The organism is Spirosoma pulveris (genome assembly GCF_054781875.1).
The window spans coordinates 1,872,675-1,897,458 of the sequence record NZ_BAAGTO010000001.1 but is presented as its reverse complement, the minus strand read 5'-3'; the positions used below and the strand labels follow the sequence as shown (position 1 = coordinate 1,897,458).

21 protein-coding genes are annotated in these 24,784 nt (G+C 43.3%); 1 reads left to right on the top strand and 20 read right to left on the bottom strand.

Annotated elements, in window-relative coordinates; genetic code table 11:
* Window positions 1-93: 93 nt before the first annotated feature.
* Complete coding sequence (locus ACYVJM_RS07710) at window positions 94-3,276, top strand: caspase family protein (protein ID WP_461147610.1); 3,183 nt, start codon at window positions 94-96, stop codon at window positions 3,274-3,276.
* A gap of 665 nt (window positions 3,277-3,941) precedes the next feature.
* On the opposite strand, the gene ACYVJM_RS07705 is transcribed toward ACYVJM_RS07710, so the two are convergent.
* From ACYVJM_RS07705 to ACYVJM_RS07610, 20 genes are all read right to left on the bottom strand, one after another.
* Window positions 3,942-4,226: a hypothetical protein gene (locus ACYVJM_RS07705; protein WP_461147609.1), complete on the bottom strand. Its 285-nt coding sequence runs from the start codon at window positions 4,224-4,226 to the stop codon at window positions 3,942-3,944.
* Between the two features lie 2 nt (window positions 4,227-4,228).
* Window positions 4,229-4,474: a hypothetical protein gene (locus tag ACYVJM_RS07700; RefSeq protein ID WP_461147608.1), complete on the bottom strand. Its 246-nt coding sequence runs from the start codon at window positions 4,472-4,474 to the stop codon at window positions 4,229-4,231.
* Between the two features lie 277 nt (window positions 4,475-4,751).
* Window positions 4,752-5,036, bottom strand: coding sequence for a hypothetical protein (locus ACYVJM_RS07695; RefSeq protein WP_461147607.1), 285 nt, complete (start codon window positions 5,034-5,036; stop codon window positions 4,752-4,754).
* A gap of 192 nt (window positions 5,037-5,228) precedes the next feature.
* Complete coding sequence (locus tag ACYVJM_RS07690; RefSeq protein WP_461147606.1) at window positions 5,229-6,200, bottom strand: hypothetical protein; 972 nt, start codon at window positions 6,198-6,200, stop codon at window positions 5,229-5,231.
* Window positions 6,201-6,369: 169 nt separating this feature from the next.
* Window positions 6,370-9,240 (bottom strand): type I restriction endonuclease subunit R, encoded by a 2,871-nt coding sequence (locus ACYVJM_RS07685; protein WP_461147605.1) that lies wholly within the window; start codon window positions 9,238-9,240, stop codon window positions 6,370-6,372.
* A 57-nt stretch (window positions 9,241-9,297) separates the two neighbouring features.
* Window positions 9,298-9,933, bottom strand: a complete 636-nt coding sequence (locus ACYVJM_RS07680) for an abortive infection family protein (protein WP_461147604.1) — start codon at window positions 9,931-9,933, stop codon at window positions 9,298-9,300.
* Between the two features lie 2 nt (window positions 9,934-9,935).
* Window positions 9,936-11,153, bottom strand: a complete 1,218-nt coding sequence (locus tag ACYVJM_RS07675; protein ID WP_461147603.1) for a restriction endonuclease subunit S — start codon at window positions 11,151-11,153, stop codon at window positions 9,936-9,938.
* 2 nt (window positions 11,154-11,155) lie between these two features.
* Window positions 11,156-12,733 carry a type I restriction-modification system subunit M gene (locus ACYVJM_RS07670; RefSeq protein WP_461147602.1) on the bottom strand — a complete coding sequence of 526 codons (1,578 nt, stop codon included), beginning with the start codon at window positions 12,731-12,733 and terminating at the stop codon, window positions 11,156-11,158.
* Window positions 12,734-12,806: 73 nt separating this feature from the next.
* Window positions 12,807-14,063, bottom strand: a complete 1,257-nt coding sequence (locus ACYVJM_RS07665; RefSeq protein ID WP_461147601.1) for a DUF6371 domain-containing protein — start codon at window positions 14,061-14,063, stop codon at window positions 12,807-12,809.
* Between the two features lie 119 nt (window positions 14,064-14,182).
* Window positions 14,183-15,664 (bottom strand): DNA primase family protein, encoded by a 1,482-nt coding sequence (locus ACYVJM_RS07660; RefSeq protein WP_461147600.1) that lies wholly within the window; start codon window positions 15,662-15,664, stop codon window positions 14,183-14,185.
* A 52-nt stretch (window positions 15,665-15,716) separates the two neighbouring features.
* Complete coding sequence (locus ACYVJM_RS07655; RefSeq protein ID WP_461147599.1) at window positions 15,717-15,896, bottom strand: hypothetical protein; 180 nt, start codon at window positions 15,894-15,896, stop codon at window positions 15,717-15,719.
* A complete protein-coding gene (locus ACYVJM_RS07650) occupies window positions 15,893-16,258 on the bottom strand; it encodes a helix-turn-helix domain-containing protein (RefSeq protein WP_461147598.1) in 366 nt (121 codons plus the stop codon). The genes ACYVJM_RS07655 and ACYVJM_RS07650 overlap by 4 nt, the downstream gene beginning before the upstream one ends.
* 93 nt (window positions 16,259-16,351) lie before the next feature.
* Window positions 16,352-18,181, bottom strand: coding sequence for a hypothetical protein (locus ACYVJM_RS07645; protein WP_461147597.1), 1,830 nt, complete (start codon window positions 18,179-18,181; stop codon window positions 16,352-16,354).
* 12 nt (window positions 18,182-18,193) lie between these two features.
* On the bottom strand, window positions 18,194-19,312 hold the full coding sequence (locus ACYVJM_RS07640) for a tyrosine-type recombinase/integrase (RefSeq protein WP_461147596.1): 1,119 nt from the start codon (window positions 19,310-19,312) through the stop codon (window positions 18,194-18,196).
* Window positions 19,309-19,866 (bottom strand): helix-turn-helix domain-containing protein, encoded by a 558-nt coding sequence (locus tag ACYVJM_RS07635; protein WP_461147595.1) that lies wholly within the window; start codon window positions 19,864-19,866, stop codon window positions 19,309-19,311. Before ACYVJM_RS07635 ends, ACYVJM_RS07640 begins: the two co-directional genes overlap by 4 nt.
* Window positions 19,867-20,133: 267 nt before the next feature.
* Window positions 20,134-21,510, bottom strand: a complete 1,377-nt coding sequence (gene mnmE / locus ACYVJM_RS07630; RefSeq protein ID WP_461147594.1) for a tRNA uridine-5-carboxymethylaminomethyl(34) synthesis GTPase MnmE — start codon at window positions 21,508-21,510, stop codon at window positions 20,134-20,136.
* A gap of 134 nt (window positions 21,511-21,644) precedes the next feature.
* Window positions 21,645-22,739, bottom strand: coding sequence for an oxygenase MpaB family protein (locus tag ACYVJM_RS07625; protein WP_461147593.1), 1,095 nt, complete (start codon window positions 22,737-22,739; stop codon window positions 21,645-21,647).
* 113 nt (window positions 22,740-22,852) lie between these two features.
* A complete protein-coding gene (locus ACYVJM_RS07620) occupies window positions 22,853-23,614 on the bottom strand; it encodes an MBL fold metallo-hydrolase (protein ID WP_461147592.1) in 762 nt (253 codons plus the stop codon).
* 109 nt (window positions 23,615-23,723) lie between these two features.
* Entirely contained in the window at window positions 23,724-24,104 is a 381-nt protein-coding gene (locus tag ACYVJM_RS07615) for a response regulator (protein ID WP_012927810.1), read from the bottom strand.
* Between the two features lie 163 nt (window positions 24,105-24,267).
* Entirely contained in the window at window positions 24,268-24,783 is a 516-nt protein-coding gene (locus tag ACYVJM_RS07610) for a GNAT family N-acetyltransferase (protein WP_461147591.1), read from the bottom strand.
* Window position 24,784 lies beyond the last annotated feature (1 nt).

Sequence of the window (24,784 nt, the reverse complement as noted above, 5' to 3'; positions counted from 1 at the left end):
CGTCCTGTCGATAAATCAGCAATTTGGCCGCAGCTAAACTACGCCACGGGTAATAGGCTCGCCTGAAAACTGGTTACTAAACCCTACCTAGAGATGAAATTATTCGCACTCTTAATCGGGATTGATGAATACAGTCCGAACTCGGTGCTGCCTATTCGTGAACTCAATGCCTGCCTGAATGATGTGAGTAGTGTGCAGCGTTTCCTGCTGGAAAATTACAGCGACATGGTTCCTGACCATAGCCAGATTCTGACACTTACAAATGAGCACGCTACCCGCGATGGGGTGATTAATGGTTTTCGATCACACTTGACTCAGGCCTCCAAAGGTGATGTAGCCTTGTTATATTATTCAGGACACGGCTCTTATGGCATTACGGCTCCTGAGTTTCAGGCCGGTACAACGGATAAACAGGAGCAGACCTGGGTACTCTACGATAGCCGTGAACCGGGACAATTCGATCTGGCCGATAAAGAAATTGCGCTGTTGCTGGAAGAGGTCTCCCTAAACAAACCGCATGTGGTGGTGGTGGCCGACTCGTGCCACTCGGGTTCTATAACACGGGAGGTGGAAGAATTCATGCAGCTTCAACCTCGTTTTACATCGGGAGTAAATAACCCCCGTCCCCTCAAAACCTATCTGAACGGAGCTTATCTTACCCGACGGGATCGAGACATTCCTTCATCCAGTCACCTCCTTATGGCGGCCTGCGAACGAACCGAACGCGCCTGGGAGTCTAATGGGGAAGGCCAATTTACAAAGGCGCTCTTATCGGTTTTAGCGAAAAGCGGAGGACAAATTTGGTATTCGGATCTGTTTGTTCAGGTGAGGGCTTCCGTTAAAGGACGACTCAAAAACCAGACGCCACAACTGGAAACCATTGGGGGATTCAGCGCACGACAAGGTTTTTTAGGGCGAAACGTCGATCAGGGTACCCTGGGCAGATACCGGGTCCATTTCAATGGTAAAAAATGGATCATTGATCTTGGCGTAAGCACCGGCATTGAGCCGGAGCCGGGTTCGGTCATTCGGGTCGACCTGTATGCTGTTGTTTCAGGCGGTATAACCCTATCTACGGCAACTATCATAAGCCTAAACGTGACCAGCAGTGACCTGAAACCCGACCATCCGGACCAACTGGATAAAAATACCATTTACTGGGGCGAGCCCGACAAACTACCGCTAAGTCCATTTCTGATGGCAGCAGACCCCAAGACTTTTACCCTGATGAAGCCCACTGTTGAGCAGGCTATTGAATCCGGGATTTCAATGGTTGCTGATCTGAAGTCCGGGCGTTACTGGCTGACAACCGAAAATGATGCAATCCTTATCTATGACAATAGCTTAAATATGCTGGTACAGGGCGTTAGGGGGACGGGACCGGATTCGGTGGGAGCCGTGTTAACGATTGTACAAAAACTGGCGCGGTGGAACAGGCTACTGGAACTCAAAAACAACAAATCAGCCATTAAGGATATCGATTTTACTATTCAGGTCAGCCTGCAAACAGAAACACACGAGTTCAGAGAGCCATTGATCACCCTGGAACATGATGGCGAGGACATTCCTTTTCAGGTAATCTTAACCAATAAAAGTAATCAATTGCTTTATGTTAGCTTGTTGTATCTATCACCCAAATACGGTATAACGGTCGTTTTTGAAGACTCTCAGGCTATCGGTAAAGGCAGCGTCACCTTACTGGATAGAACGTTTACACTGGATGAAGACGAAGAAATTGATACCTTAAAGCTCATTCTTTCTACCGAACCTATCGATAGCCAGGTTTTTAGTCAGGAAGAATTGGCGATAGGTGAAATTATTGACCCGTCCGTACAAAGCGAAGGCACTAGTTATAGGGGAATTGGCGGAGATAAAAAATCGGATTGGACAACCAGAACAACGACTGTTCGGCTGGTCAAAAAAGGGAAATCTGTTGTTGGCCAGCAGTCGATTTCTATCGGTCATGGTATCGTCATTGAACCGCATCCCGCCTTTCGCGGAAATATGAACTGGGCATCGCTCATCCCTTCAACAAGAAGCCTGGCCGAATCCGTCATTCAAAACGAGTACTTCGCCGGTAACCCCTATTTTGAGGTTGTTAACTTCTCGGCACAATCCCGGGACTTAGACGACAGGAGTGTTATAGAAGTTGTCGATATTCAGCAAAAAGACAGTTTAAAAGCACAGCCTCTCCTTATCACGATACCCTTAGAACAAAGCGATGAGTTGATCTTACCGTTCTTCTTCGACGGCGAAGACATTGTGCCGGCAGGCGTAGCCAGTGTTGATGAGCAGAAGCGTATGCAGGTAAGCGTTACGTACATACCTGACGAAACAGGAGATGACAAAACGCGAAGTTTAGGGGGTGCTATACGAATGCTGTTTATTAAGTTTTCGAAAAAACTGGGTGTCAATAAAGAGCCGCAGCAACTGGCCTGGGTCAATTATGAGCATGATGCCCGTCGGGAAACGATAAACTTATCGGAAATGATAAAGGCGTCCCGGAAAGTTCTGTTACTCATACATGGTATTATTGGCGATACTGAGGAAATGGCAAAGACTTTCCACATGGCCCATCAGAAAGGATATGATCTTGTACTTACTTACGACTACGAGAACCTGAACACGCCTATTGAAGAAAATGCAAAAATACTGCTGGCTAAGCTGAGGGCTGAAGGGTTCGGTCCCCAGGACGGCAGAGAGTTGGTTTTGGTGGTTCATTCAATGGGCGGTCTGGTTGCTCGCTATCTTATTGAACAGTTGGGAGGGGACGAGTTTATCGATAGATTGGTAATGGCGGGTACGCCCAATAAGGGTAGTAAGTTCGGCAGTATTCCTGATTACCTGAATTGGTCTTCGATGCTGCTGGGTATGGGGACAAAAATTTTCCCTCCTCAACTTGGAGCGGTGGCCGGCTTTGTTTCGACGTTGCTCAAGGCAGCTGACAATGTGTTGCTCCCTTCGCTAAAACAAATGGATGCGGACAGTGACTTTATCAGAAAGCTGGCAGAAAGCAGGCAATCTACCATTGCCTATCATATAGTGGGCGGAGATCTGGAGGCTTATTTAGCTGGTAGCCAAAATTTGCCTTTACTGGAAAAGGCCGTAAGCCAGATTGGGGGATGGGTGTATAAAGACAGTCAAAATGATATTGCTGTGAGTACTGCCAGTATTTTTTCAGTACCGAATGCCAAAACAACTTGTGTGAGTTGTCATCATTTAAATTATTTCACCACAAAAGCGTCTGTTGACCTTCTGGCTGAAGCCATCGGCTGAGGTACATCTGGAAGAGCCTGTTTTTGTAAAAACAGGCTTCACTCTTGACCCATTATTACGCTTATCGATTTTCTTCAAAATCATGGCGATCATTGTATCTTCAAATTGCTCGTTATTCAATTGCGTACTGAAATTTCGTGTTTCTGCTCCATGCAGTCTATAAGGTTACCGACTTCGATCGTTTTAATCGTATTCAGACTAAGGTCTTAAGCTACTGTCAGGTAGTCAGTAGGCATATACCTTACTTTCCGATACAGAATGTAATTATAGTTTATATACTACTGATATTCAACTTATTAACTAATGATATATTTATAAGAGGTACAAATAAGGGCCATTATTTGCTATTAATATGAAAAAAGGCCAGTTACGGCCTTATGTTTAATGGTAATCCTCATCAGGTTCAGGTATTCGTTTACAGCATGAATGGTCAACTATTTGAAAAACGATGTTTGGCGGTGCTTCAGCCAAAGCATTAGATGTAAGCGGGTGCTGGCTACCGTCCTTACCAACCCCGTATACTGTTCCGGCTACAGTATCATTTACAATCCATCTATACGGACTCATTGCCTGTTGCTGACTGGCTCGATATTGCTGCAAACTGTCGGTGTTACCCGTAAACAGATCGGCAAGTAGTTGGCGTTTATGGCTTAAATTGTTCTGGCTCATTTTGAATCAGGTACTTTTCTACGGCCATTGTCCGGCATCATGCAAATAGTTAACGGCTCGTAATGTGTGAACGCCTGAATGTTTTTATAAGGCATCGTTACTTTTTTGCCTTCATAATGAAAAGTGACTTCATCGTTTGGGCCGGGTTTAGCTGTTCCAGGCTGATAAGTGATAACAATTGCACCGGGGCCGTTTGATTGGCGTAACTGGCTTAAGTTTTCATCACTGGCTTTACCTGTTACTATCTTTTTAAGCAAAGTAATCTTTTCAGTTCTATTCATAGCTAGTTATTTCGATAGGTAATTTGTCCGTTCGGGTAACGGTCGTAGCGGTTTACCGTACCGTCTGAATGAACGTCAATATGATAGGTCGGTTCATTGGGGTCTTGCTCAATTGGGTTGCCGTCAGTTCCAAGATTTAACGTCAGGTATATTGGCTCCTGACTTTGCCGTAAATCGGCAAGCTGTTTGGCCGTGGCCGTTCCGGTTAGTAGTGCCGTTAACAAATGTATCTTTTGAATACGTTTCATAACTGCTGAATGACTTTTAAACGGTCGGTTTTATAGCTCCGCAATTGATCCGCACTCATCGCGCCAAAGTCTGGCATCGGTGGAAGTAGTACGCGGGTTTGTCTGTATTGCTTTTTTCGTATTCGCTCATATTCACTGTGCAGTTCCTCTTTAGCCCATTGTGATAAGTCAGTGCCAAGCGGTTTCCGTATACTCACTAAAGGAGCCGTTTGCCCGTCAAACAGCTTAAGTAAGATTCGTGTCTTTCTTGTTCGATTCAATCCGGTGTATCTCATGGTTAATCAAGTTTAGCCATTGCTTTATTTAACAAATCATCTACCTGTTCATCCGTTAAGGTTGATAGGTCTATTTTCTGTTCTCGCTGTTTAGACAATACATATTCCATGAATTTAAGATAGGCCGCTACCCGGTCTTTTGGTTCTAGAGTTTCTAAGTCGGCTTGAATCTTATCAAATTGATTGTCTATTAAGGAGGTAATCTTACTCCTTATATCGGTGCTAACCTTATTCGGGCTACCCGGCTGGCGTCCTCCCGTTTTTTCTCTACCTTTTTCAAACTTCATTTCCTCTCTATTTTCTCTCTAATATAGTGGAAAATAGAGTTTTTTTATAGAAGAATGATTAGTTTCTTTAGAAGAAATAATATAAGATATTATTGTAAGACGTTGTATGAAAAATGAATCTTTTATAGCTAATAGTGGGCTATTTTGATACTAATTATATATTAATATAATTTTAGTAAAATTAATAAATTTTCAAGATTTACCTCCCCATAAGTTGGCAGGTATCCTTTCAAGAATTGAATAATCATCAATTGAATTGGTATTTTTTATTAATTTTTCAATTAAAGTTGCATGTATTTTTTGCCTTAATTCAAAATCTAAAATTTTCACTCTATCAGCATTAAAGTAATTTTTCAAATAGACAGATGCGAAGTGTAATTTAGTAAAATAGTCTGAAAAACCACTGTGTGTATATAAGTTACACCATTTACTTATAAGTAAGAATGATTTCAATGGTAAGGTTTTCGGTAGGTCTGATTTATAAATCCACAATACATTGAATATTTTATCCATTCCAATAGGTAGGTATAGATTATCTTTTCTATTAATAATAGCGTAAGTGCCTGATGCTTGTCTTAGTTCTAGTTCGATTGAGTACCTAATTAATAGTTGAATATGATGAGGTGAATCTAACCTCATGTCAGCATTGTCAATCAATGTTCCCATTAAACTCTTATATGCAATCTGAAAAACAACGTCAGGGTGAGGGTTTTGAATATTAATAGAATACCAGTTTGGCTTATGATCGCTATTTGGAAAATATTGAGTATACTCTTGTAGAATTAGCATAGAGTCTTCCAAAAGCCTATTGTAAGGGCTTATTACATCATATAGTACCAAGTAAGGTTTTTCTTTATTATCTTCTATATATACTTCTAGTTCATCTAAGTTTGTGTTAATTATCTTTTTTATTTGATTTAAGTTTATTGTAAGTAAATATATATAATAATTTTTTGTAAGTCTAACTTTATCCAGAGCCTGAAAATTAGATTTAAAGATGTATTCTATAAATACATCATCAGATAGATTAGGTAAGCTTTTGATGGATAAAATTTCTAAACAATACTTCTCAAAATTATATAAAACGTAACTATTCATTACCGAAAACAAGTCCTTAATCTCTTGCTTAGAGTTTCGGCGGATTTGATAATAAGTAATATCCATAATTAGTATTGAGGTTTAGGGCCTTTTGATAAATAATCCTAAAGGTTATTTATCCCATAATTGTTATAGACAAACGACATAGACAAATATCTTTATAATTTTGAATTGATCGCTAAGGAAAATTTTTATTTTACTGTATTGCCAAATGAAATGGCGTTCAAGTTTCGACTTATTCCACTTCAGGAATGCCGGTAAAGTACGTTTCTATAAAATCTAATATCTTTTCTTTAACCCGCTCGGTAATGGATTTACGGGCTAATAGCTTCGGCTTCTCAAGAAGTATGCTTACTACATCATCATTCAACGGCTCCCGTTCAGTAAACAGGTAATCACTGATTACTTTTTGTAGCCCGTCTTTATTTAGCTTTTCCTCTGCTGACAGCTTATCAAGAGCTTTGCTTCGTTCGGCCTGTATGTACTCATCAAATGATTTAGGCACCTCATCAGCCGTAGCGATACCGGGGAGATTTTCAGCAATGAATTTTTCTATCAATTCTCGTTTGCTGCGTAGCTGTACTTCATTTGTCAGGGCTTTATGAATCTCTTGCCGTTTCTTCTCTTGATCGGCTGGCTTAGCGGCTTTAAGAGCCACTAACAGACGAATAATGTAAGCTACGTTGATTTCGTCGCGTTGAATTAACTCAAGCTCAAAATCAACATCATTCAAGATAGATTCCTTTTCCTTGTGAGTATTGGTTTTTACTTTTTCGTAGAGGTCTAAATACTTGCTCTTGTAATCTTCAAAGGTCTGTTCATCCATTGCCAGACCATCAAAGCTGAAATCACTAAAGCAGGATAGTATATTTTTGAGCCGGATTAAGTCCCGAAAAGCTTTAATAAACGCTAATTCCTCGTCTTCACTCGGTAACTCATCCACACTATCGACGGTAGGCGTTAGGGCAATTAGTTTTTGATAGGCTTTATCAAATTTGTCTACATAGTCTTCATAGGGCTGCATAATGATTTCTTCTATCGCTTCTTTATTGGAAAAGAGCGTAATAGATTCATCCGTAGCGGCTTTGAGGTTACGAAAACATACAATATTGCCCTGTGATTTTTGCTCGTTCAGTATCCGATTTGTACGTGAAAAGGCTTGCAGTAACCCATGATAGCGTAAATTCTTATCAACGTATAATGTATTAAGTTTCTTGGCATCAAAGCCCGTTAGAAACATATTGACGACTAATAGAATATCGACCCGGTCAGTATCCAAAAACCCTTCTTTCTCACGTTCTTTTACCCGCTTGGCAATATCCTTGTAGTAATTATAGAAAGACTGACTGTCTTTAGTGGTGTATTTGGTGCCGTACAAGGTGTTATAGTCGCCTATGTATTCTTCTAATTTATCCCGGCTATGCTGATTAATGGGCGTTCCTTCTGGTACGTCTACATCTACATCAGGAATAAAGCCGTTAGCGTCTTTATCCTCTTCGTTAGCGGTGTAAGAGAAAATAGTAGCGAGCCGTAAACTGTGTTTGCCCTCCTGCTTTTTACGTTTAAAGGTATCATAATAACGCATCAGCATATCTACGCTACTGACGCATAACATTGCCGAAAACTCTTTACTGTGGGTTTTGCGGTTGTGGTTGTCTATGATGTAATCAACGATTTTATCAAGCCGGTCTTCTGATTCCATTAACTCTTTGGTGTCAATGGCTTCAACGTTTATATCCAGTTCGGTACGGCTGTCATCTTTATGCCGGTAGCGGCCTATATACTCCACAGAAAACTTTAAAACGTTCTCATCTCGTATGGCATCGGTAATCACATACTTATGCAAGCACTCGCCAAATAGTTCTTTGGTGGTGCGTTTGCCTAATTCGTTCTTTACCGCATTATCGGCAAAAATGGGCGTTCCGGTAAAGCCAAAAAGCTGGCTATTGCTGAAATAGGCTTTAATCCGGTTGTGGGTTTCGCCAAACTGCGAGCGGTGGCACTCATCAAAAATAAAGACAATCCGTTTATCCTTCAGGGCATCCATTTTGCTTAAATGCCTGCCTTTGCTAATAGCGGTGTTTAGCTTCTGAATGGTGGTGACAATGATTTTACTGTCATCGGCAAATTGGGTAACAAGCTTGCTAGTATTGTCGGTGGTATCGACGCTGCCTTTAGCGAATGTATCAAACTCCCGCTGGGTCTGGTAGTCCAGATCTTTCCGGTCAACGACAAAAACAACCTTATGTACTTGTGGTAAAGCGGTTAATAGTTGACTGGCTTTAAAGGAGGTAAGCGTTTTGCCACTGCCGGTTGTATGCCAAATGTATCCGTTTTTGTTACCCGTTTTTACCCGATCTATAATCGCTTCTACAGCGTAGTACTGATAGGGCCTAAGCACCATCAGCACATTGGTTGTAGGCAAGACAATGTAGCGTGTTATCATCTTGGAGAGGTGGCAAGGCTCCAAAAAGACTTGGGTAAAGGCTTCTAATTGCTTTATGGGCTTGTTCTCAACGTCCGACCAATAGAACGTTTGCTTGAATGACTGTTTGCGGTTGTTGGCATAATACTTGGTATTGACTCCATTGCTGATTACGAATAACTGCACATACTGAAACAGGCCGAACCCCGCCGAATAGGAATGGCGTTGATAGCGATTAGTCTGATTGAAGGCTTCTTTTAGTTCTAGTCCACGGCGTTTAAGTTCGATCTGAACCAGTGGCAAGCCATTAATCAAAATCGTTACGTCGTAGCGGTTTTTGTAGGTGCCTTCAATACTGATTTGATTGGTTACCTGATATTGATTTTGGCACCAAAATTCCTGATTGATAAATTCCAGATACAGGCTACTCCCATCAGCGCGAGTAAGCTGCATTTTATCCCGTAGGATTTTAGCCCGTTCAAAGACGTTGCCTTTGTTGAGGTGATTTAAGACTACGGCAAACTCATTGTTGGTCAACTGTACGCCGTTATGCTTCTCTAATTGGCTTTTGAGGTTGATTAATAAATCGGCTTCATCCTTTATAACTACTTGCTTATAAGTTAAGCCGACTAATTGCCGGATAAGGTTTTCTTCTAACGCCTGTTCGGATTGTGTAGCCATTTATTTACAAACTATATTAATGGTGAAGCATTCAAGATGCTTATTTAACTTATATAATTAATCTTCCCCCGTTGTCAATTGATCTTGATAATTTAGTATTTCTTGCCGATATGCTTCAATATCCTGATTAAATAATGCTTTGCTATAACTCAGAAAGCCGAAGGGGTTTTCATTGTCTAATTTTTCATTAAGTTTTGGGTTATCTTCATACTTAATCTCTTTTACAGGTGTTCTTATGTTAGAGAAACAATATAGAATATAGTGAAGCATGTTGTCAGTTATGTTCACTACCAAATTTGAAAATTGAGCATCACTTACGTACGCTTTTGGAGCAAGTTTACCATGAGAAATATCTCCCCTTTTATTTCTCACTTCGCCAATACAAACAATCAGCTTATTTAATTTATTTACAAAGTCTACCTCTATATCTTCATTTAAGTCTCCTAATTTACTAACAGCTTGTCTTACTAGTGGTTGGAAGTCCATTTTGTCTACTTTAATGGCATCATATGAAAAGTCTATGTGTTTCCAGATAAACTTTGACATTCCTTCCAAAAGTGCCTTACAGCTTTCAATAGCTATATCAGGATTGCTATTTGTATTTTCTTCTATTTTCTCAATAACTGTAAAGTAATAGCCAATACTTTTATATTGACTTTCAAGTTGGTTTAATATATTTTTTGTCTGTTCCATTATTAACAAAACATTTTCACCATTAGACCCTTTTTCCAATTGATAGTCTTCACCATTTGTGTATTAATTATGCCTATTTTTTCATCAATTGCCGATAAAAATAAAGCAATTTTATGTTGCTCAGTTAGTGAGGGTATTGGAATTTTTATTTTAGCAAGATCATTTGAATTGATTGCGGGGTATCCTGTTCCTGTACATCGCATCATCACGGCATCAACAAATTCATTTGTATGTAAATAGTAGTAAATATATTTTGGATTGTAATTGGTGCGTATCTGCGCGTAACCAGTTGAAGCAACATAATTATCTCCTTTGTTAAAAAGAAGATTGTTTTTTTGGTATGGCCTAACAGTTTGAAAAAGAATATCATTGTTCTGAACTAAGCGTTGGGCACGACTTGGAGCATTTTCAGCCTTTATTATCTCCTCCTTTACTAACGCTCCATTCTCAACACTCTCAAGATCAATGTATGTGAAAGTGCTAGGCAACTTATTAGATTTTGGATTAATGACAGCCGCTTCTTCTAACATAAGTGTTTCCCACTCAGGAAAATTATTGCCCTCATCATCTTTAAAGCGTATTTTCTGGCTAAAAATCTGCTGCATAACGCCTTTTTTAAACTCTTCTAATAAGCTTTTCTTTTTGGCAAGAAGCTCCGTCTTGGTATCAATAGCCGTAAGGAAAGAAGCTATCTTTTGTTGTTCGGGGAGGGAAGGGAAACCAATTGAATAATCTCTGATTTGTTGTAAACTGATATGGGGTATTGCCGAGCTTGTGTTAACAGCATCTACATATTTATGAAAGTCGGATGAGAAAACCTTTTGATATATAAAGCTTATATCAGCATTCTCTTTGCGCCTAACTCTAGCTACCCTTTGGATAAGAATTGAGCCAGCATCTACTTCACTAACGATTGCTACATTTTTGCCAACTTTTGACCCGTCCATGCCAATAACCATATCACCCTTTTTGACATAAAATTTTTCAGACAGTTTGGTCTTCCCTGAATAATACCGGTCAATATCGTCACTGTGACGAATATTACCCTCTGTTATATTGATACCTCTTAAAATGATTTGATGGTTTTTATTTTCTGTTATTTCTTCTCCTTTCAAAGCAACACCTGAAATTAGTTCTGTGTAATCACCTATTGGGCTAATTACCCAGTTATCATCAAAATCAGGAAAGCGTAAAGTAGGTATGTTTATTTGGTTATTCATGCTCAAAACGGTGTAGCAATGTTAAGTTGTTGGCAAAAGTTGGCAATTGTTGCGTCTGTTGATGTAACATCTATTTCCAGTGCCTTCAACTGCTCCGCTATGCTTTGTATGTCTATAGTTTTTTCCTCGGCAAACGTATCTACATAGCGCGGAATATTTAGGTTGTAGTCGTTTTGCTTCACCTCATCGAGCGTTGCTCGGTAACTGTACTTATCTTCTATTGTCCATTTTCGATAAGTTCCAACAATTTTATCAACGTCGCTTTCCCGTAGCGTATTCTGATTCTTGCCCTTTTCGTAGTGGGCACTGGCATCAATGAATAGAATGTGGTTGGGCTGTTCCCGGCACTTCTTAAATACCAGTATAGCCGTTGGAATGGTGGTGCCATAAAAGATATTAGCCGGTAAGCCAATAACCGCGTCTAAGTAATTTTTATCGGCTATAAGGTGTTCCCGTATATGGCCTTCGGCTCCTCCTCTAAATAGTACACCGTGTGCCACAACTACGGCCATTGTTCCGTTTTCGGCCAGATGGTGTACCATATGTTGAACAAAGGCAAAGTCGGCTTTACCAGCCGGGGCCAACCGTCCGTACTGGCTAAAGCGGTCGTCAGATATGTGTAACGGATTCGCGCTCCATTGGGCCGAAAACGGTGGGTTCGCTACAATGGCTTCAAATCGCTTGTCAATATGGCCGGGGTGTTCTAAGGTGTCGTCCTGCCGAATATCAAACTTACGATAATGCACATCATGCAAAATCATGTTCATTCTGGCAAGGTTGTAGGTCGTTCGGTTTAATTCCTGTCCGTAGAAGTTCGACACCTCCTTTACTTCTTTAGCTACCCGTAGCAGTAGCGAACCGGAACCACAGGTAGGATCATATACAGACTTAAGTTTAGTTTTGCCACTGGTTACGATCTTAGCCAGAATTTTAGATACTTGCTGAGGGGTATAAAATTCACCTGCCTTTTTCCCGGCACCACTGGCAAACTGACCAATCAGGTATTCGTAAGCATCGCCTAGTATGTCGGCTTCAACGTTTTCTAACTGGAAATCAATAACGTTTAGGTGTTCCAGCACTTTAATAATTAGGCTGTTTTTAGCGGCTTCTGTACGGCCTAGCTTACTTGAGGTTAGGTCTAGGTCTTCAAAGAGTCGGTTAAAATCCTCCTCACTATCCGTACCCATCGTACTTTGTTCAATGTTGTTGAGGATGTTAGCCAAATCTCCCAAAATAAAGTTTGATTGGTTTTCTTCATCTTCTTTGCCCTGTCCACGTCTGACAATCTCTTTGAAGAGTTCAGATGGCTTAAGAAAGAAGCCTAATTTCTGAATGGACTCTTCTTTGATTGCATCCAAAAACTCCCGGCCTTCGTTACTCTGCTCGTCTAGTTTGACGTAAGTAATTCCATCCTCCGCCAATAACTGATTGGCGTACAGTTCCATTTTCTCGGAGAGATATTTATAAAAGATGAAGCCTAAAATGTAATCTCTAAAATCGTCGGCATCCATCTTGCCCCGTAGGGTGTTGGCAATGTTCCAAAGTTGTTGTTCTAACTGTTTTTTCTGATCTACTGACATAGGGTACTGCTCGTAAGATTCCTTTTAGCGTAAAGTTAAGGGCATACAGCCTTGAATTTACCTGTCAGGCTGGCTAAAAATCCCATTCAGCGGGGTAATTATGGCATGGCTCGACCGTTAGTACTTCACCGTAAATGGTTTGCCCGTCTCGAATCCATCGCGGGCGCGTATTATCTGGCATTAGTAGAAAGTCGGCAAGGTCTAACCCTTGCGCTTTTTGCTCATCGGTGGCCCGCTGTTCCAAATAATCAGATACGGTAATCTGAAACCCTTTTTTATTGAGGTCATTAGCAACCTGGCTCCATTGAGTAAACGCTTTACCGCTTTTTGATAAATCAGGGAATAGCATAACAGAACGGGAACGTAAAGGGGCCAATCGTTCAGCGTTCAAATAAGATAATGCACCAACCGCCAACCACACGAAACCCGGTATCATAGCTGAACAGACAACGGCGGTTTTGGGGGCCTCTACAACCGCTACGGGCTGTTCTAAAGGCGCGGTTACTAATTGGTGAAGACCAAACAAAATAGGCCAACGGGGGGCGTTTTTATCATAGTCGGTTAACCAATCCGGCGCGGGCTGGCCTTGCTTCCTAAAACGCCGTATAAGGCTATAACTTACCGAACTGATGCAAACTTTCGAATTGCCTTCCTTATCAATGTATTTAGCTTTATGCCAGTCGTTAACGAATAGTACTACTTGACCAGCCCGGGCGCGGTCTTGTTCATCAATAAGCCAGAATATACATGCACCCGGCCAACGCTTCGACGTGCCAATCTTAAATTGGTACAATAATTCGTCGGCTTTACGTTTCCCGAACTGCTGACAGAGCAAGCTGGAAAATTGATTGCGTTCATAATGGCCTAACGATGGACTAACAACCTCATCAGGTAGCGTAAAAATCACCGGGGCGGGTGTAGTTTGTGTAGAACGTGTAGGCTTGTTAAAAACAAAGCGGGCAATGTATTCGGCCTGTTCAGGGGGTGCTCCTACTAAACCATCTTTAAGCCCGCTTATTACTCCCTGTTGATTTACGCCGTTTCGTTTCCATTTTCCAGCCATACGAAACCATTCTTTCGGAATCTCTTTATACTCTTTAACCTCATCAGCATAACTTACGCCTGACGCACCTTTATGATAGGGTGACAGATAGTAGCCGCAATTACTTTCCCGGTCGCACCGTCCGTATAGGTCAGGCAATGGTTCACCTGTTTTAGTGTCAATGTACCGACTAAGCGTCTTACGATGTTTCGGGCTACAATCGGGACAATCAGTTTTAATAGCTTTTTTAGGAAGCTGATAGCGATAATCTTTTGTGGTGACTGGCATACTGAAAAAATAAAAGGTTTGTTTTTACTTACACTCGCTACACTTCCTACACACGTTTCAAAACAGCTTAGCTTGTTCGTGTAGGTTGTGTAGAAAGTGTATGTTTCAAAACATCTTTTTTAAAAGGGTATGATTATTTGGCGAGTGTAAGCTATATAGCCAAACCGGGTACGGCCGGTGCTTATTCCGTTGGCAATTAACCGTTTTTGAAAGTTTCGATTATTAACAGGTTTATACCCGCCCTCAATACAGAAGACTTTATAATCTCGATAGAGGTCTTTCAGGGCGGTATATTCGGTACTTACTTGGTATCCCTGCTCATCCAAAAAGAGCCGTACCGTATCAGACTGACGTTTATAGCTTTCCAATTGCTCCCGTACCGCTTCACAATCCGTAAACTTTCTTTGGGCAAGTAATCGACCTAAGCCCGCTAAAATCCAATTGAACACGCCTGATAGTTCGCTATCTATAATTCTAGCGGCTAGCTCTTTATCCTGTTCTTCTTCTGGTATCGTTACGTTAAAGGGTACGATGAGGAACCGCCGAAAATATGCCGGGCTGTGTTCTACATCGGCGGGCAATTCGTTACAGTTGAAAATGAGTTTTGCGTAGTTCGTCAAAATGAAGGGTTGACCATAGGGCAAACGGGCTTCAACGGGTTCACCTGAAACCATTTGCTTAAATGCATCGGCTTCTAATTTGCCGTGTATCTCGCTGGCATAGTTGACCAACTTTGTACCCAAATGAGCGCGACAATAGGCGGGTTCATTTGTCAGACTTTGTAGCGAGTAATGTGATACATTGTCTTTACCAAGCAATGCTGTTACAATCTCGAAAAATACGCTTTTGCCGTTTGCGCCTGAACCATACAGCAACAGGGTCTTTTCTAATTTAAGTTTGGCAGGACTAATAAACACATACCCCAAATATTCAGCTAGTAGCTTTTGGCAATCAGTATCCGGTTGCACCCGGTCTAAAAATGTCTGAAACTGTTGGGCTGTTGCTGTTGGGTCATAAGCAAACGGTAGTTGATACGTTAAAAAGTCAGCGGCATCAGGAGCGCGTAAATGTTGACTTTCAGTACTGATCTCAAACGTTCCATTTGTAAGGTTGATTCTTACCGTATCACGGTTAACTACCGGCGCGGGTAGATAGGCCAATTCGGTAAATTGCTCGAACAGGGTTTTTGAAAATTCTACGTATCGGGCTGTAAACTTATCAACGCCCATTTTTTCGGCGGCTTGGCGTAAGAACGCTTTCAGGTCGTCTTTGTCCAATGGTTTCCAGAACGCGCCGTTAAACGTATAAAAGAATCCTTCACGCTGGCACAGATTCCATTGGTTAAGGGTAGCCAGTTCTAAAACTCTTTCAACAGCAATAATGAGATAGTGAGGTTTCTTTAATCGGGTTGCTTCGTCGTCAGGATCAAACCCCGCCAACGTTCTAAAATCAACTTTCTCAACCTGTTCTAACAGACTGCCCATTAGTTGCTCATGGGATAAACAGACATACGCGGTCTGCTTGAGGTGCTTTGCTTCGTCGCTAAGGTACGCTGTGATGTTGTCGGCTGACAGCGTATCTTTGTTTGGTAGATTCGACATTGAGTTAATGTTTAAAGGGCGTTCGGGGGAACGCCTTTTTAGTTGAGGTAGGTTAGTTCTGCTTGTGGGGGGTAGGGCCGAACGGTAGGCTATCAGCATCTTCGTCGGCATCGAACAGGGGGCTATCGGCGGGCGGTTCCTCGCCTTTTGTGCAAGCGAGAAAGTGTATAGCAACTTCAGTGAAGGCAAACAGAAGCCATACTACAAAAAGTAGGATAATAGGGGCGTTCATCTTGTTTTACGCCCTCCCTTACGCGGATTAGATAAATAGTGTTCGGCCTGTGCATCTATTTCAGCACTAGTTTTGACGCGGCCACTTTGCAGCCACAAATCAATATCGGATTGCCGGAAGGCCAGCCGCTTGCCCTTACGCGAAAAAGGGATTTCGCGCCGTTGCACTTTACCGTATAGGGTCGTTATGGCGGGGTGGCCGGGTAAATACTCGCTTAGTTCTTCAATTGAGAACCAACGGTCTGAAACGGATTGAGAGCGTTCATTTTGCGAACGTAGTAAGGCCGTTAAGTCGTCTACTTTGCGGCCTAAATCAGCTACGAAGGCGGGTAACTGATCGAATGTAATAAGAGTGTTTTCCACTGCTGGCAAGTTGTTTTCGTTAAACTTGCTGCAATAGTATAGGAATGGTAAGGGGGGATACAATGGGGTTATATTCTCCCCCCTCAAACCCCACTAAATAATATCATTTTTCTTTTTGATTCGCTGTACTGGCTCTACTTTGAATCTACTATCAACTTTTATTATGTTAATGATTGGACTTTGGCACCCTGTGTTACTTGAAATTATTTTGCCAAGATACTTAGCCGTAAAGCCCTTTGTCTGTTTTGTTTTGGGATCAGTAAAGCAAAAATTACGGCCAATCCATTTTTCAAGATCGACCTTCTGACATCCAACAATCAATTGTGCATTGTACAATTGTTTAAAGGCATCAGCCAGCTTATTGCCATTTTCATTAAATAGTAATTTATCATTACTATCCTCAAAGCCCTGTAATCTTTTATATAAAATATTGTGCTGGTTTTCTGTAAAATATGGCTTCAGTATACAGTAAAAATCATTTTGGACGTCGATGTTAATAGTTATAATGGGCTGGTTTAAAGTGTTTCTTTCTGTACCTATAGATGTATGTAAAGAGTTATGTGTATCATTCTCGACTTTCCATGCATTCAGTCGATTAAGCATAAAATTGTTGGCATAAACCCGTTCGACAAGAGTTTCAGGCAGTAGGGAATGTGTGCTATTAAGGTACATTGTTTGAACTCTGTTTGTAAGTGCCTGTAACATATCCTCACTAAATCCGCCTTGCTTGTCGAAGAATTCAGAGTATAAATTATTATGCTGAATATACTGTTGGCGTTGTGTTAGATAGTGTTCTCTATGTTTATTAAACACTATTTCAGCGCGGTCAGGCTCTACTTTCAAATCAGATAGAAAGGAATTTATCCAATTGACTACTGTATCATCTGCGCTGACTAAGGCAAGATGTAAACGATTTCTTAGCCAAATATTCGTATCTCTGTAATTTGCTGTCTTTGATAATGAAATGTTGCCTTTATCATCAGTATAGAAAGCTGTTGAGGAAGCTAGGTCATTTTGTGTTTTAGGTAAACATGAATTCAGTAACTCAGATAGGCTAACCAACCAATCCATAATTTCAGTAATACCACTTATGACACTCCATAGTGCGGTCTTACCCTTATCAACATTATTTATATCAAAGTCGCTTGTATAAGTTTGACACATTCGTAGATAATCAAACACATTCTGAATATTATCGGCTTGCTCTCTAATACGTTTTACGCTTACAGAAGGGTCTTTTAGGTAGAATGCAAAATCAGGATCTAATCGAATATTTTGTAACAGATCTATATCACAGTTAAAGTCTAACCGACTATACCTATGTACTGCTGCTAAATAATCATTTGGTAACAAACGGTTAGATTCGCTCCATTGATCTTTGGGTAACAATTTGGCGTGTGGGAACAACAGGGCTAATTTGTTAGGTAGCCCAGCCAATAAACGATTTAAATGCAAAAGGTATTCATTCAGGTTAGACAACGGTTTCCATTGTTGAGAGATTATTTCTAAAGTTTCAAATTCAATATTAATATATCGAGTATATTTTTTTAACTCTAATAGATTTTCAGGTCTGTCTTGCGGATTACTATTTTCCCAACCTTTGATTCGATCTAATTCATCAGTTAACCATAAACGTCGAAATTCTTTTATATCGCTTTCGTTGGTTTCAATTCCCGCGTTCCATTTACGTCGGTCCATTAACTCTTTTAATTCGTTTCGGTAAGATTCTTCTCGTACGATTTTCATTCTTTCAAAATCACTTGTTGGGATAAAGTTGATTCCCATTGACTCTAAGTGTTCGAAAAATGTAATTCTTTTGCCGCCCTGTTCAGGGTCTCCATCATAAAAGGCGGCTCTACTTCTATATGTTTCTTTAAACCAATTACTAAAACCTTCCTTGTCCATTATGTCAAATATTGGCATTTGAAATGTCAGTTAAAAAGTCAGCTTAATTTTATCAGCGGCATCCCGCTTGGATTGGTCAACAATTTTAGCGTAAATCTGTGTAGTCTTTAATTCACGATGGCCTAACATCTTAGAAACTGTATAGATGTCAGTTCCAAGTGATAATTGCAGGGTTGCATACGTATGCCGAAAACTATGGAATGTAATCAGCTTAGTTATCCCGGCATCTTTTACCCACTGCTTTAAAACTTTATTCCAGTGTGCGGAATAGGTTAAGCCGGGTAAGACTGGCTGACTATCGCCTAAACGAGTACCTAAGAGGGAAACGGCTAATTCTGAAATAGGTAGTACCTCTACACCTTTTGTTTTCTGTTGAGTAAAATGAATGAAGTAGCCGCTACTGGCATCATGCCGTATTTGCCCCCACGTTAGAGCTTCAATATCGGAATAGCGCAAACCCGTAAGGGCCGAAAATAAGGCGGCTTGTTTGAGTACAGGCAGGGAGGGTAAGTCTGTTTGTACTAGTGCCTGTAGTTCGGCCAACGTCAGGTATTCGCGTCGGGTTTCTTCAGCTTTGATACTTTCAACTTTCGCGTTTAAATCAACGCTAACAAGTCCGTCTTTGTAAGCTTGTTTGAGGGCTGCTTTAAATTTGTTAAAGTAACTGACGGTAGAATTTACGGCTAATGGTTCTTCGTTGCGCTGGCTTTGTGCATCCATCATATATGCCCGAAAATCCCGGCATTTTTTAGCGGTGAGGTCAGAGAACTTAAGTTTGCCGCCTGTAAAGTCCCTTAAGTAGTGTAAGGCACTTTCCCAGCCATCTTTATTACTACCTGTTTTTGATGCGGTTAACTGTTCACAATATGCTACAAAACAGGTACTCAGGCTTTTTTTTGACAAGAATCCATAGGCTCCGTTTTGAACGTCTATTTGTCTTTTGGCTCGTAGATTTTCAGCTAGTGCCAGCGTTTCGGCGTTCTGCTCTTTGTCGGCGGGCGTTTTAGGGCGGTTAAACAGATAGAGTCCTAAAAATTCGCGCCGGGTGTCTTTACCCGTGTCAGGATGAGATATAGCCGGGTAGTAGTCTAAATACAGGCTAGTTCGCCCGTTGCTAATTGGCTTTTTGCGTAGATGGACTTTTATCATAATTGTGTGGCTGTTAATAATTCATCAATACTGACCTTTGGCACATAAGCGTAAGGGCCTTTATACTGTTTGGGAATATTGTTACGCTGTATGAGTGTGTAAAGGGCTTTTTCAGAAATGCCGTATTTTTCCTGAATCTCTTTCATTGTATAACAATCTACTAATGCAACAGGGGCGGGCGTTGGCTTCTCGGTAAATGTTGGCGGCTCAAACAGGCGGTCAACGTCCGAACGACGAATAAGAGTACGTCTACCTAACTTCACGGCGTGTAAGTTACCTGAGCCAATTGCCCGCCAAATTGTCCATCGACTTACGCCTAATAGTTTACTGGCATCAGCAATGTTCAGATTTTCTTTAGCTCGAATATCATCTAAAGGTTTTTCAATTATTCGCCGGGTCTGCTCATTGCTTACTGTAACCTTTGCGGCTCGTTGGCGGGCTTTGTAGGCTCGTTTAGCACAAGAGTCACTACACGTTTTTGTAACGGTTGTACGGGCTTCAAATTCGTTCCCGCATTGCTCGCAGATTCGCCTTACTCGGATGTTAGAACTCATACCAGTCAATTAGTTTCGTTTATATGTTGCAGTAAGTAGCTTGAGGTTGCTGTGTGTTGCTATATGGTGCTGTATGTTGCATGATTTCGCCTAAAAAACGGACTTTCAATGTAGATCCGCCGATGAGGTACAACAAAGGTACAAATATTGACTGAATATATGTTTTATATCACTCAGTAAAGTAGCAGTATAATATGCGTAAAAAGCCAATTTTCAAGGCTTTAGGTACGGTTTAGTAATATGGTGGAAAATGCTTATTAAGTGCGATTACTTTCCGATACAGAACTTACTGAAAATAGACTCCAGCAAATCGTCCGTTGTGATCTCGCCCGTCAACTCGCCCAGATGTTGCAGGGCTACGCGTAAGTCCATGGCCAGCCAGTCGGGGGTGACGCCGGTGTCGAGTCCGTGGATGGCTCGGGCGAGGGCTTCGTCGGTGCCGGTGAGGTGGTTATAATGGCGGGCGTTAGTCACTACGGCACTGCCGGTTTGTACAGCCGCATCGGTACGGACACGAGCCGAAAGGGCCGCTTTTAACTCGGGCAGATGTGTTTGCTTTGCGGCCGAAATCCAGACTATAGGCTCGTTCAGCATCGTTTCCAGCGACTGGCGGGTGGCGTCGGTAATGGCGTCGAGTTTGTTGCCAACGAGCAGATACGGTTTGCCGGATGCCCGAATTTCATCAACGGCCATTTGCAGTTCGTCCGACTCCACATTTTTAGCATCGAACAAGTAAACGACCAGGGCGGCATCGCGCATTTTCTGCTGGGTACGCTCAATGCCGATGGCTTCGATGCGGTCGGTAGCCTGGCGTAACCCGGCGGTGTCGATGAGCCGGAAGCGGATGCCGTCAATGAACAGTTCGTCTTCAATCACATCGCGGGTGGTGCCGGGAATGTCAGAAACGATGGCTTTTTCTTCATTTAGCAGCGCATTGAGCAACGTCGACTTACCCGCGTTGGGCTTGCCGGCAATAACCGTCGGTACGCCGTTCTTGATAGCGTTACCGGTGGAGAAGGAGTCGATTAAGGGATGAAGTACCCGACGGATGTCGAGCATGAGTTGCCGCAAACGGTCGCGGTGGGCGAATTCGACGTCTTCTTCACCAAAATCCAGTTCCAACTCGACTAAAGCCACGAAGTCGATCAGTTGCTGACGAAGGTCTTTAAGCTGTCGGGAGAATCCCCCACGCAGTTGATTAAGGGCGGCCCGATGGCTGGCGTCGGAGTCGGAGGCAATCAGGTCGGCAACCGCTTCGGCCTGTACCAGATCGAACTGGCCATTCAGAAACGCCCGCTGGGTGAACTCACCCGGCTTTGCCAGACGGACACCTTCCTGCATGAGCCGACGTAAAATCTGCTGAATGATAAACTCTGAGCCGTGACACGAAATTTCGACAACATCTTCTTTGGTGAAGGATTTCGGTGCCCGGAAAACGGTGGCCAGCACTTCGTCAATGATACTGCCGTCTTCATTCCGAAGGGTACCAAAATGGGCGGTGTGGCTGGGCTGCTGCGTCAGGTCTTTGCCGCGAAACAATCGGTTCGTTAAGTCAATGGCACCTTCGCCCGATACGCGGACTACGGCGATGGCACCGATGCCGGGGGCCGTAGCAAGAGCAGCAATGGGGTCTAACTGATACAAGTTCGTCGTTGTAAATTATGTTTTGAGCAGGCTAGTTGGATCAAGGCATATCTTCAAGATATAGCGTTGATCCAACCAACTCAACCAAAAAGATACGCTCGTAATTTGAGTGCCGTTCTTCAAGAGATCTCTACTTAGAGACTCAACAGTTGTCGCTGGAAAATAGGCAGGCGATTTAATAACCCGGCAACCCGCTTCTCAACGGGAACGTGGGGAATGCCGAGCCAGTCGGCGTATTGGTCGCCCATGAAGAAACGCATTTCACCGGCTGCGAGGTTCCGGATGGTTTCAGGACCTATCGTTCCCTGGCGGGCGGGCGTTGCGGACTGGGCCGGGCCATTGCCGGTAAGCTGGCTGGATGATGCCGCTGTAGCTATGGCATTTAACAGCGAGCGGGTTAGCCCAATGCCCGCTTCGGACGGGGCAAATTGCCGCCGGGCAATGGCCGTACCAAGGTTGTAGGCTTCGCGCATGTTCGTTGGAATAAGCTCTTCTGCCACGCCATGGAGGTAGCCAACTACATTGATATGGTGCAGATAATCCTCTTCTTCCTGTTCGGTCATGGCAACCTTCGCTTTTCGTAATCCCTGCAACACGATGTAGGAAAACGACAGACTCGTACCGGCCATATCTTCCTGGTTGACCGGATAACCCCAGTCCATGTTCCAGCGGCCGGAGTGCAGCGAAAACCAGCGGGCACCGGCATGGATCAGCCGGATTTTCTGCGTACGGCAGATGGCTGTTCCTGCATTTGGACTGCCTATTTGCCCATTAAACGGCCACTCTTTGGCATTATTAACGGCAAAAACCCATTCGCCGGTTTCCTGCAATCGGCGGGCGGTGTCATTTTTTATGCGTTCGGTAAGCCAGAGAACTTGTGCGCCGTTGGCTCCCAGATAGGAATAGGGGAGCGAGAAAAAGCCGAGAGTCAGACCAATTTGCTGGGCGTGTTTCTTGAAAAAAGCCATACCCCGTTTCATTCGGTCGGGCTCAGCCCAATCGGGTAATGTGCTGTATTCAGTAAAGAAAGTCCGGATGGCCGGGTGCTGGCTATCGGTCGAAAAATCGCTGGTGTTGGCAAGCCACTGCATCAGTGAACGCAAGCCCGTTGGGCCACTGGCCTCAACGACGGCCGCAATAGAGGCATCGGCAGGAGCATCGCCCTGCTGTCGGTACTTATCCAGCAAGGTATTCGAAAACGGGCGGGAAGGCTTTATGGCAGTCAGCATCGTGTGCGTAAGAATCTACTGGCGTAACGATGCGTAGAGGGAATTGGTTTGTCGGAGCACCCTTTCGGGCTGGCTTGTTGCAGATAGCTTCCAACCGACCTGGAAAGGCGGTATTACAGTTTTAGCTGCAAGCCATCGTAGCCGAGCCGTATGTTGGCGGGCAATTCTTTTTCGACGTCGCGGTGTAAGCCGAGTTTATGGCTGATGTGAATGAAGTAAGTCCGATCGGCATTAACGCGTTTGGCCAGGGCGATTGCTTCATCGAGCGTAAAATGCGAAATATGAGGTTTTAACTGTAGCGCATCGAGTACCAGAATTTTAGTGCCGTACACTTTTTTCAGTTCCTCGTCGGAGATGTAGTTCAGGTCGGTGAGGTAGGTGAAGTCGCCAACGCGGAAACCGTAAACGGGTAGTTTGTGGTGCATAACCTCAATAGGTATGAACTGAACACCCAGTACATCGAACGGTTTATTGGTCAGCTCATGCAGCTGAACGTGGGGCGTTCCGGGATATTTATTTTCGGCGAATACGTAGGCAAATTCACGCTGTAACTGCGCCAGAACAGTGGGGCGCCCGTAAACCGGAATGTCTTTTCCCGACCGAAAGTTATACGCCCGAATCTCATCGAGCCCTGCTGTATGGTCTTTGTGTTCGTGGGTGAACAGAACGGCGTCGAGCTGCTGCAGATTGAGCCGTAGGACCTGCTGCCGAAAATCGGGCCCGGTATCGATAACAAAACTACGCCCGTCCACGGCAATGTGGACGGAGGTACGGAGTCGTTTGTCCCGAAAGTCAACCGAACGGCACACTTCACAGGTACAGCCAATAAGCGGCACCCCCGACGATGTTCCCGTACCGAGTAGGGTAATGATCATAGTTATTAGGAGTCAGGAGTGAGTAGCGAGGAGTGAGGAGGGCTGACGCGTCAGCAAAAGCATGCGTTAGCCCTCCTCACTCCTCGCTACTCACTCCTGACTCCTACTTTTATTTATCCGTCAATTGATTAACCACTTCAACCAGGCGATCGAAGTTGAGGGGTTTCACCAGAACGTCGTTGAAACCGGCGGTTTTAAACTCTTCTTCGGTGTAATTTTTGGCGTTGCCGGTAATGGCTACAATAGGCACTGCGGCTTTTTCTTTTTCGGGGAGTGCCCGAACGCGCCGAACGCATTCCATACCATCCATCAGCGGCATGTTGATGTCAAGGAGAAGGATACTGAAGTCTTCTTTCTCCAAAATTTGCAACACTTGTTCACCATTTTTTACGGCTGTGATATCGTAGTTCTGGAATTCAAGGATTTTGCGGGCCAGATTCTGGATAACAGAGCTATCTTCGGCAATCAGGACGCGTTTGGAAGCTGACATATGGCTTGAGGTATCGTGTTTTGTTTTACTGTGGTGAAATTATAGAGTTAAATCGGCAAACGCAAAAAGGGTTTGCTGGCAAAACAGAATAAGAATGCCTTTTCCCATCAATGGCTCTGTGAATGAAGCTATTTAAAAATACAGCGCAGGATACCCGCTCAGCCTACAATTCCTTTTCCATAACGATAAAGGCAAGAGGTTGTTTGGGGATGCCGAAACGCGGATCGTCGGGAAAAGGCTGGGTTTCGCCGGTTGATCGGTAACCGCGCCGTTCGTACCAGGCAATTAATTCGTGCCGCTGGGTGATGACTGTCATGGTCACGGCTCGACATTTTTTAGCGATGGCCACCTCTTCAGCGGCCATCAGTAGTTGCTTGCCAATGCCGCCCGCCTGCGCTTCGGGCGAAACGGTAAGCATCCCCAGATACAGGTCGTTGCCTTTCTGCTCCAGGTAAACACATCCCAGCAACTGGCGGGCTTGCTCGTATTTTAAAATTTGTGCGTTCGGGTTGGAGAAAATGGCCCGCAAGGATTCTTCGCTGGTGCGGATACCGTCGAGGAGATCGGCCTCGGTAGTCCATCCTTGGCGCGAACTGTCGCCCCGGTACGCACTATTGACCAGACGGTCGAGCGCCGGAATGTCCTGCCCGCTAGCGGTTGATATTGTGAAGTCTGACATG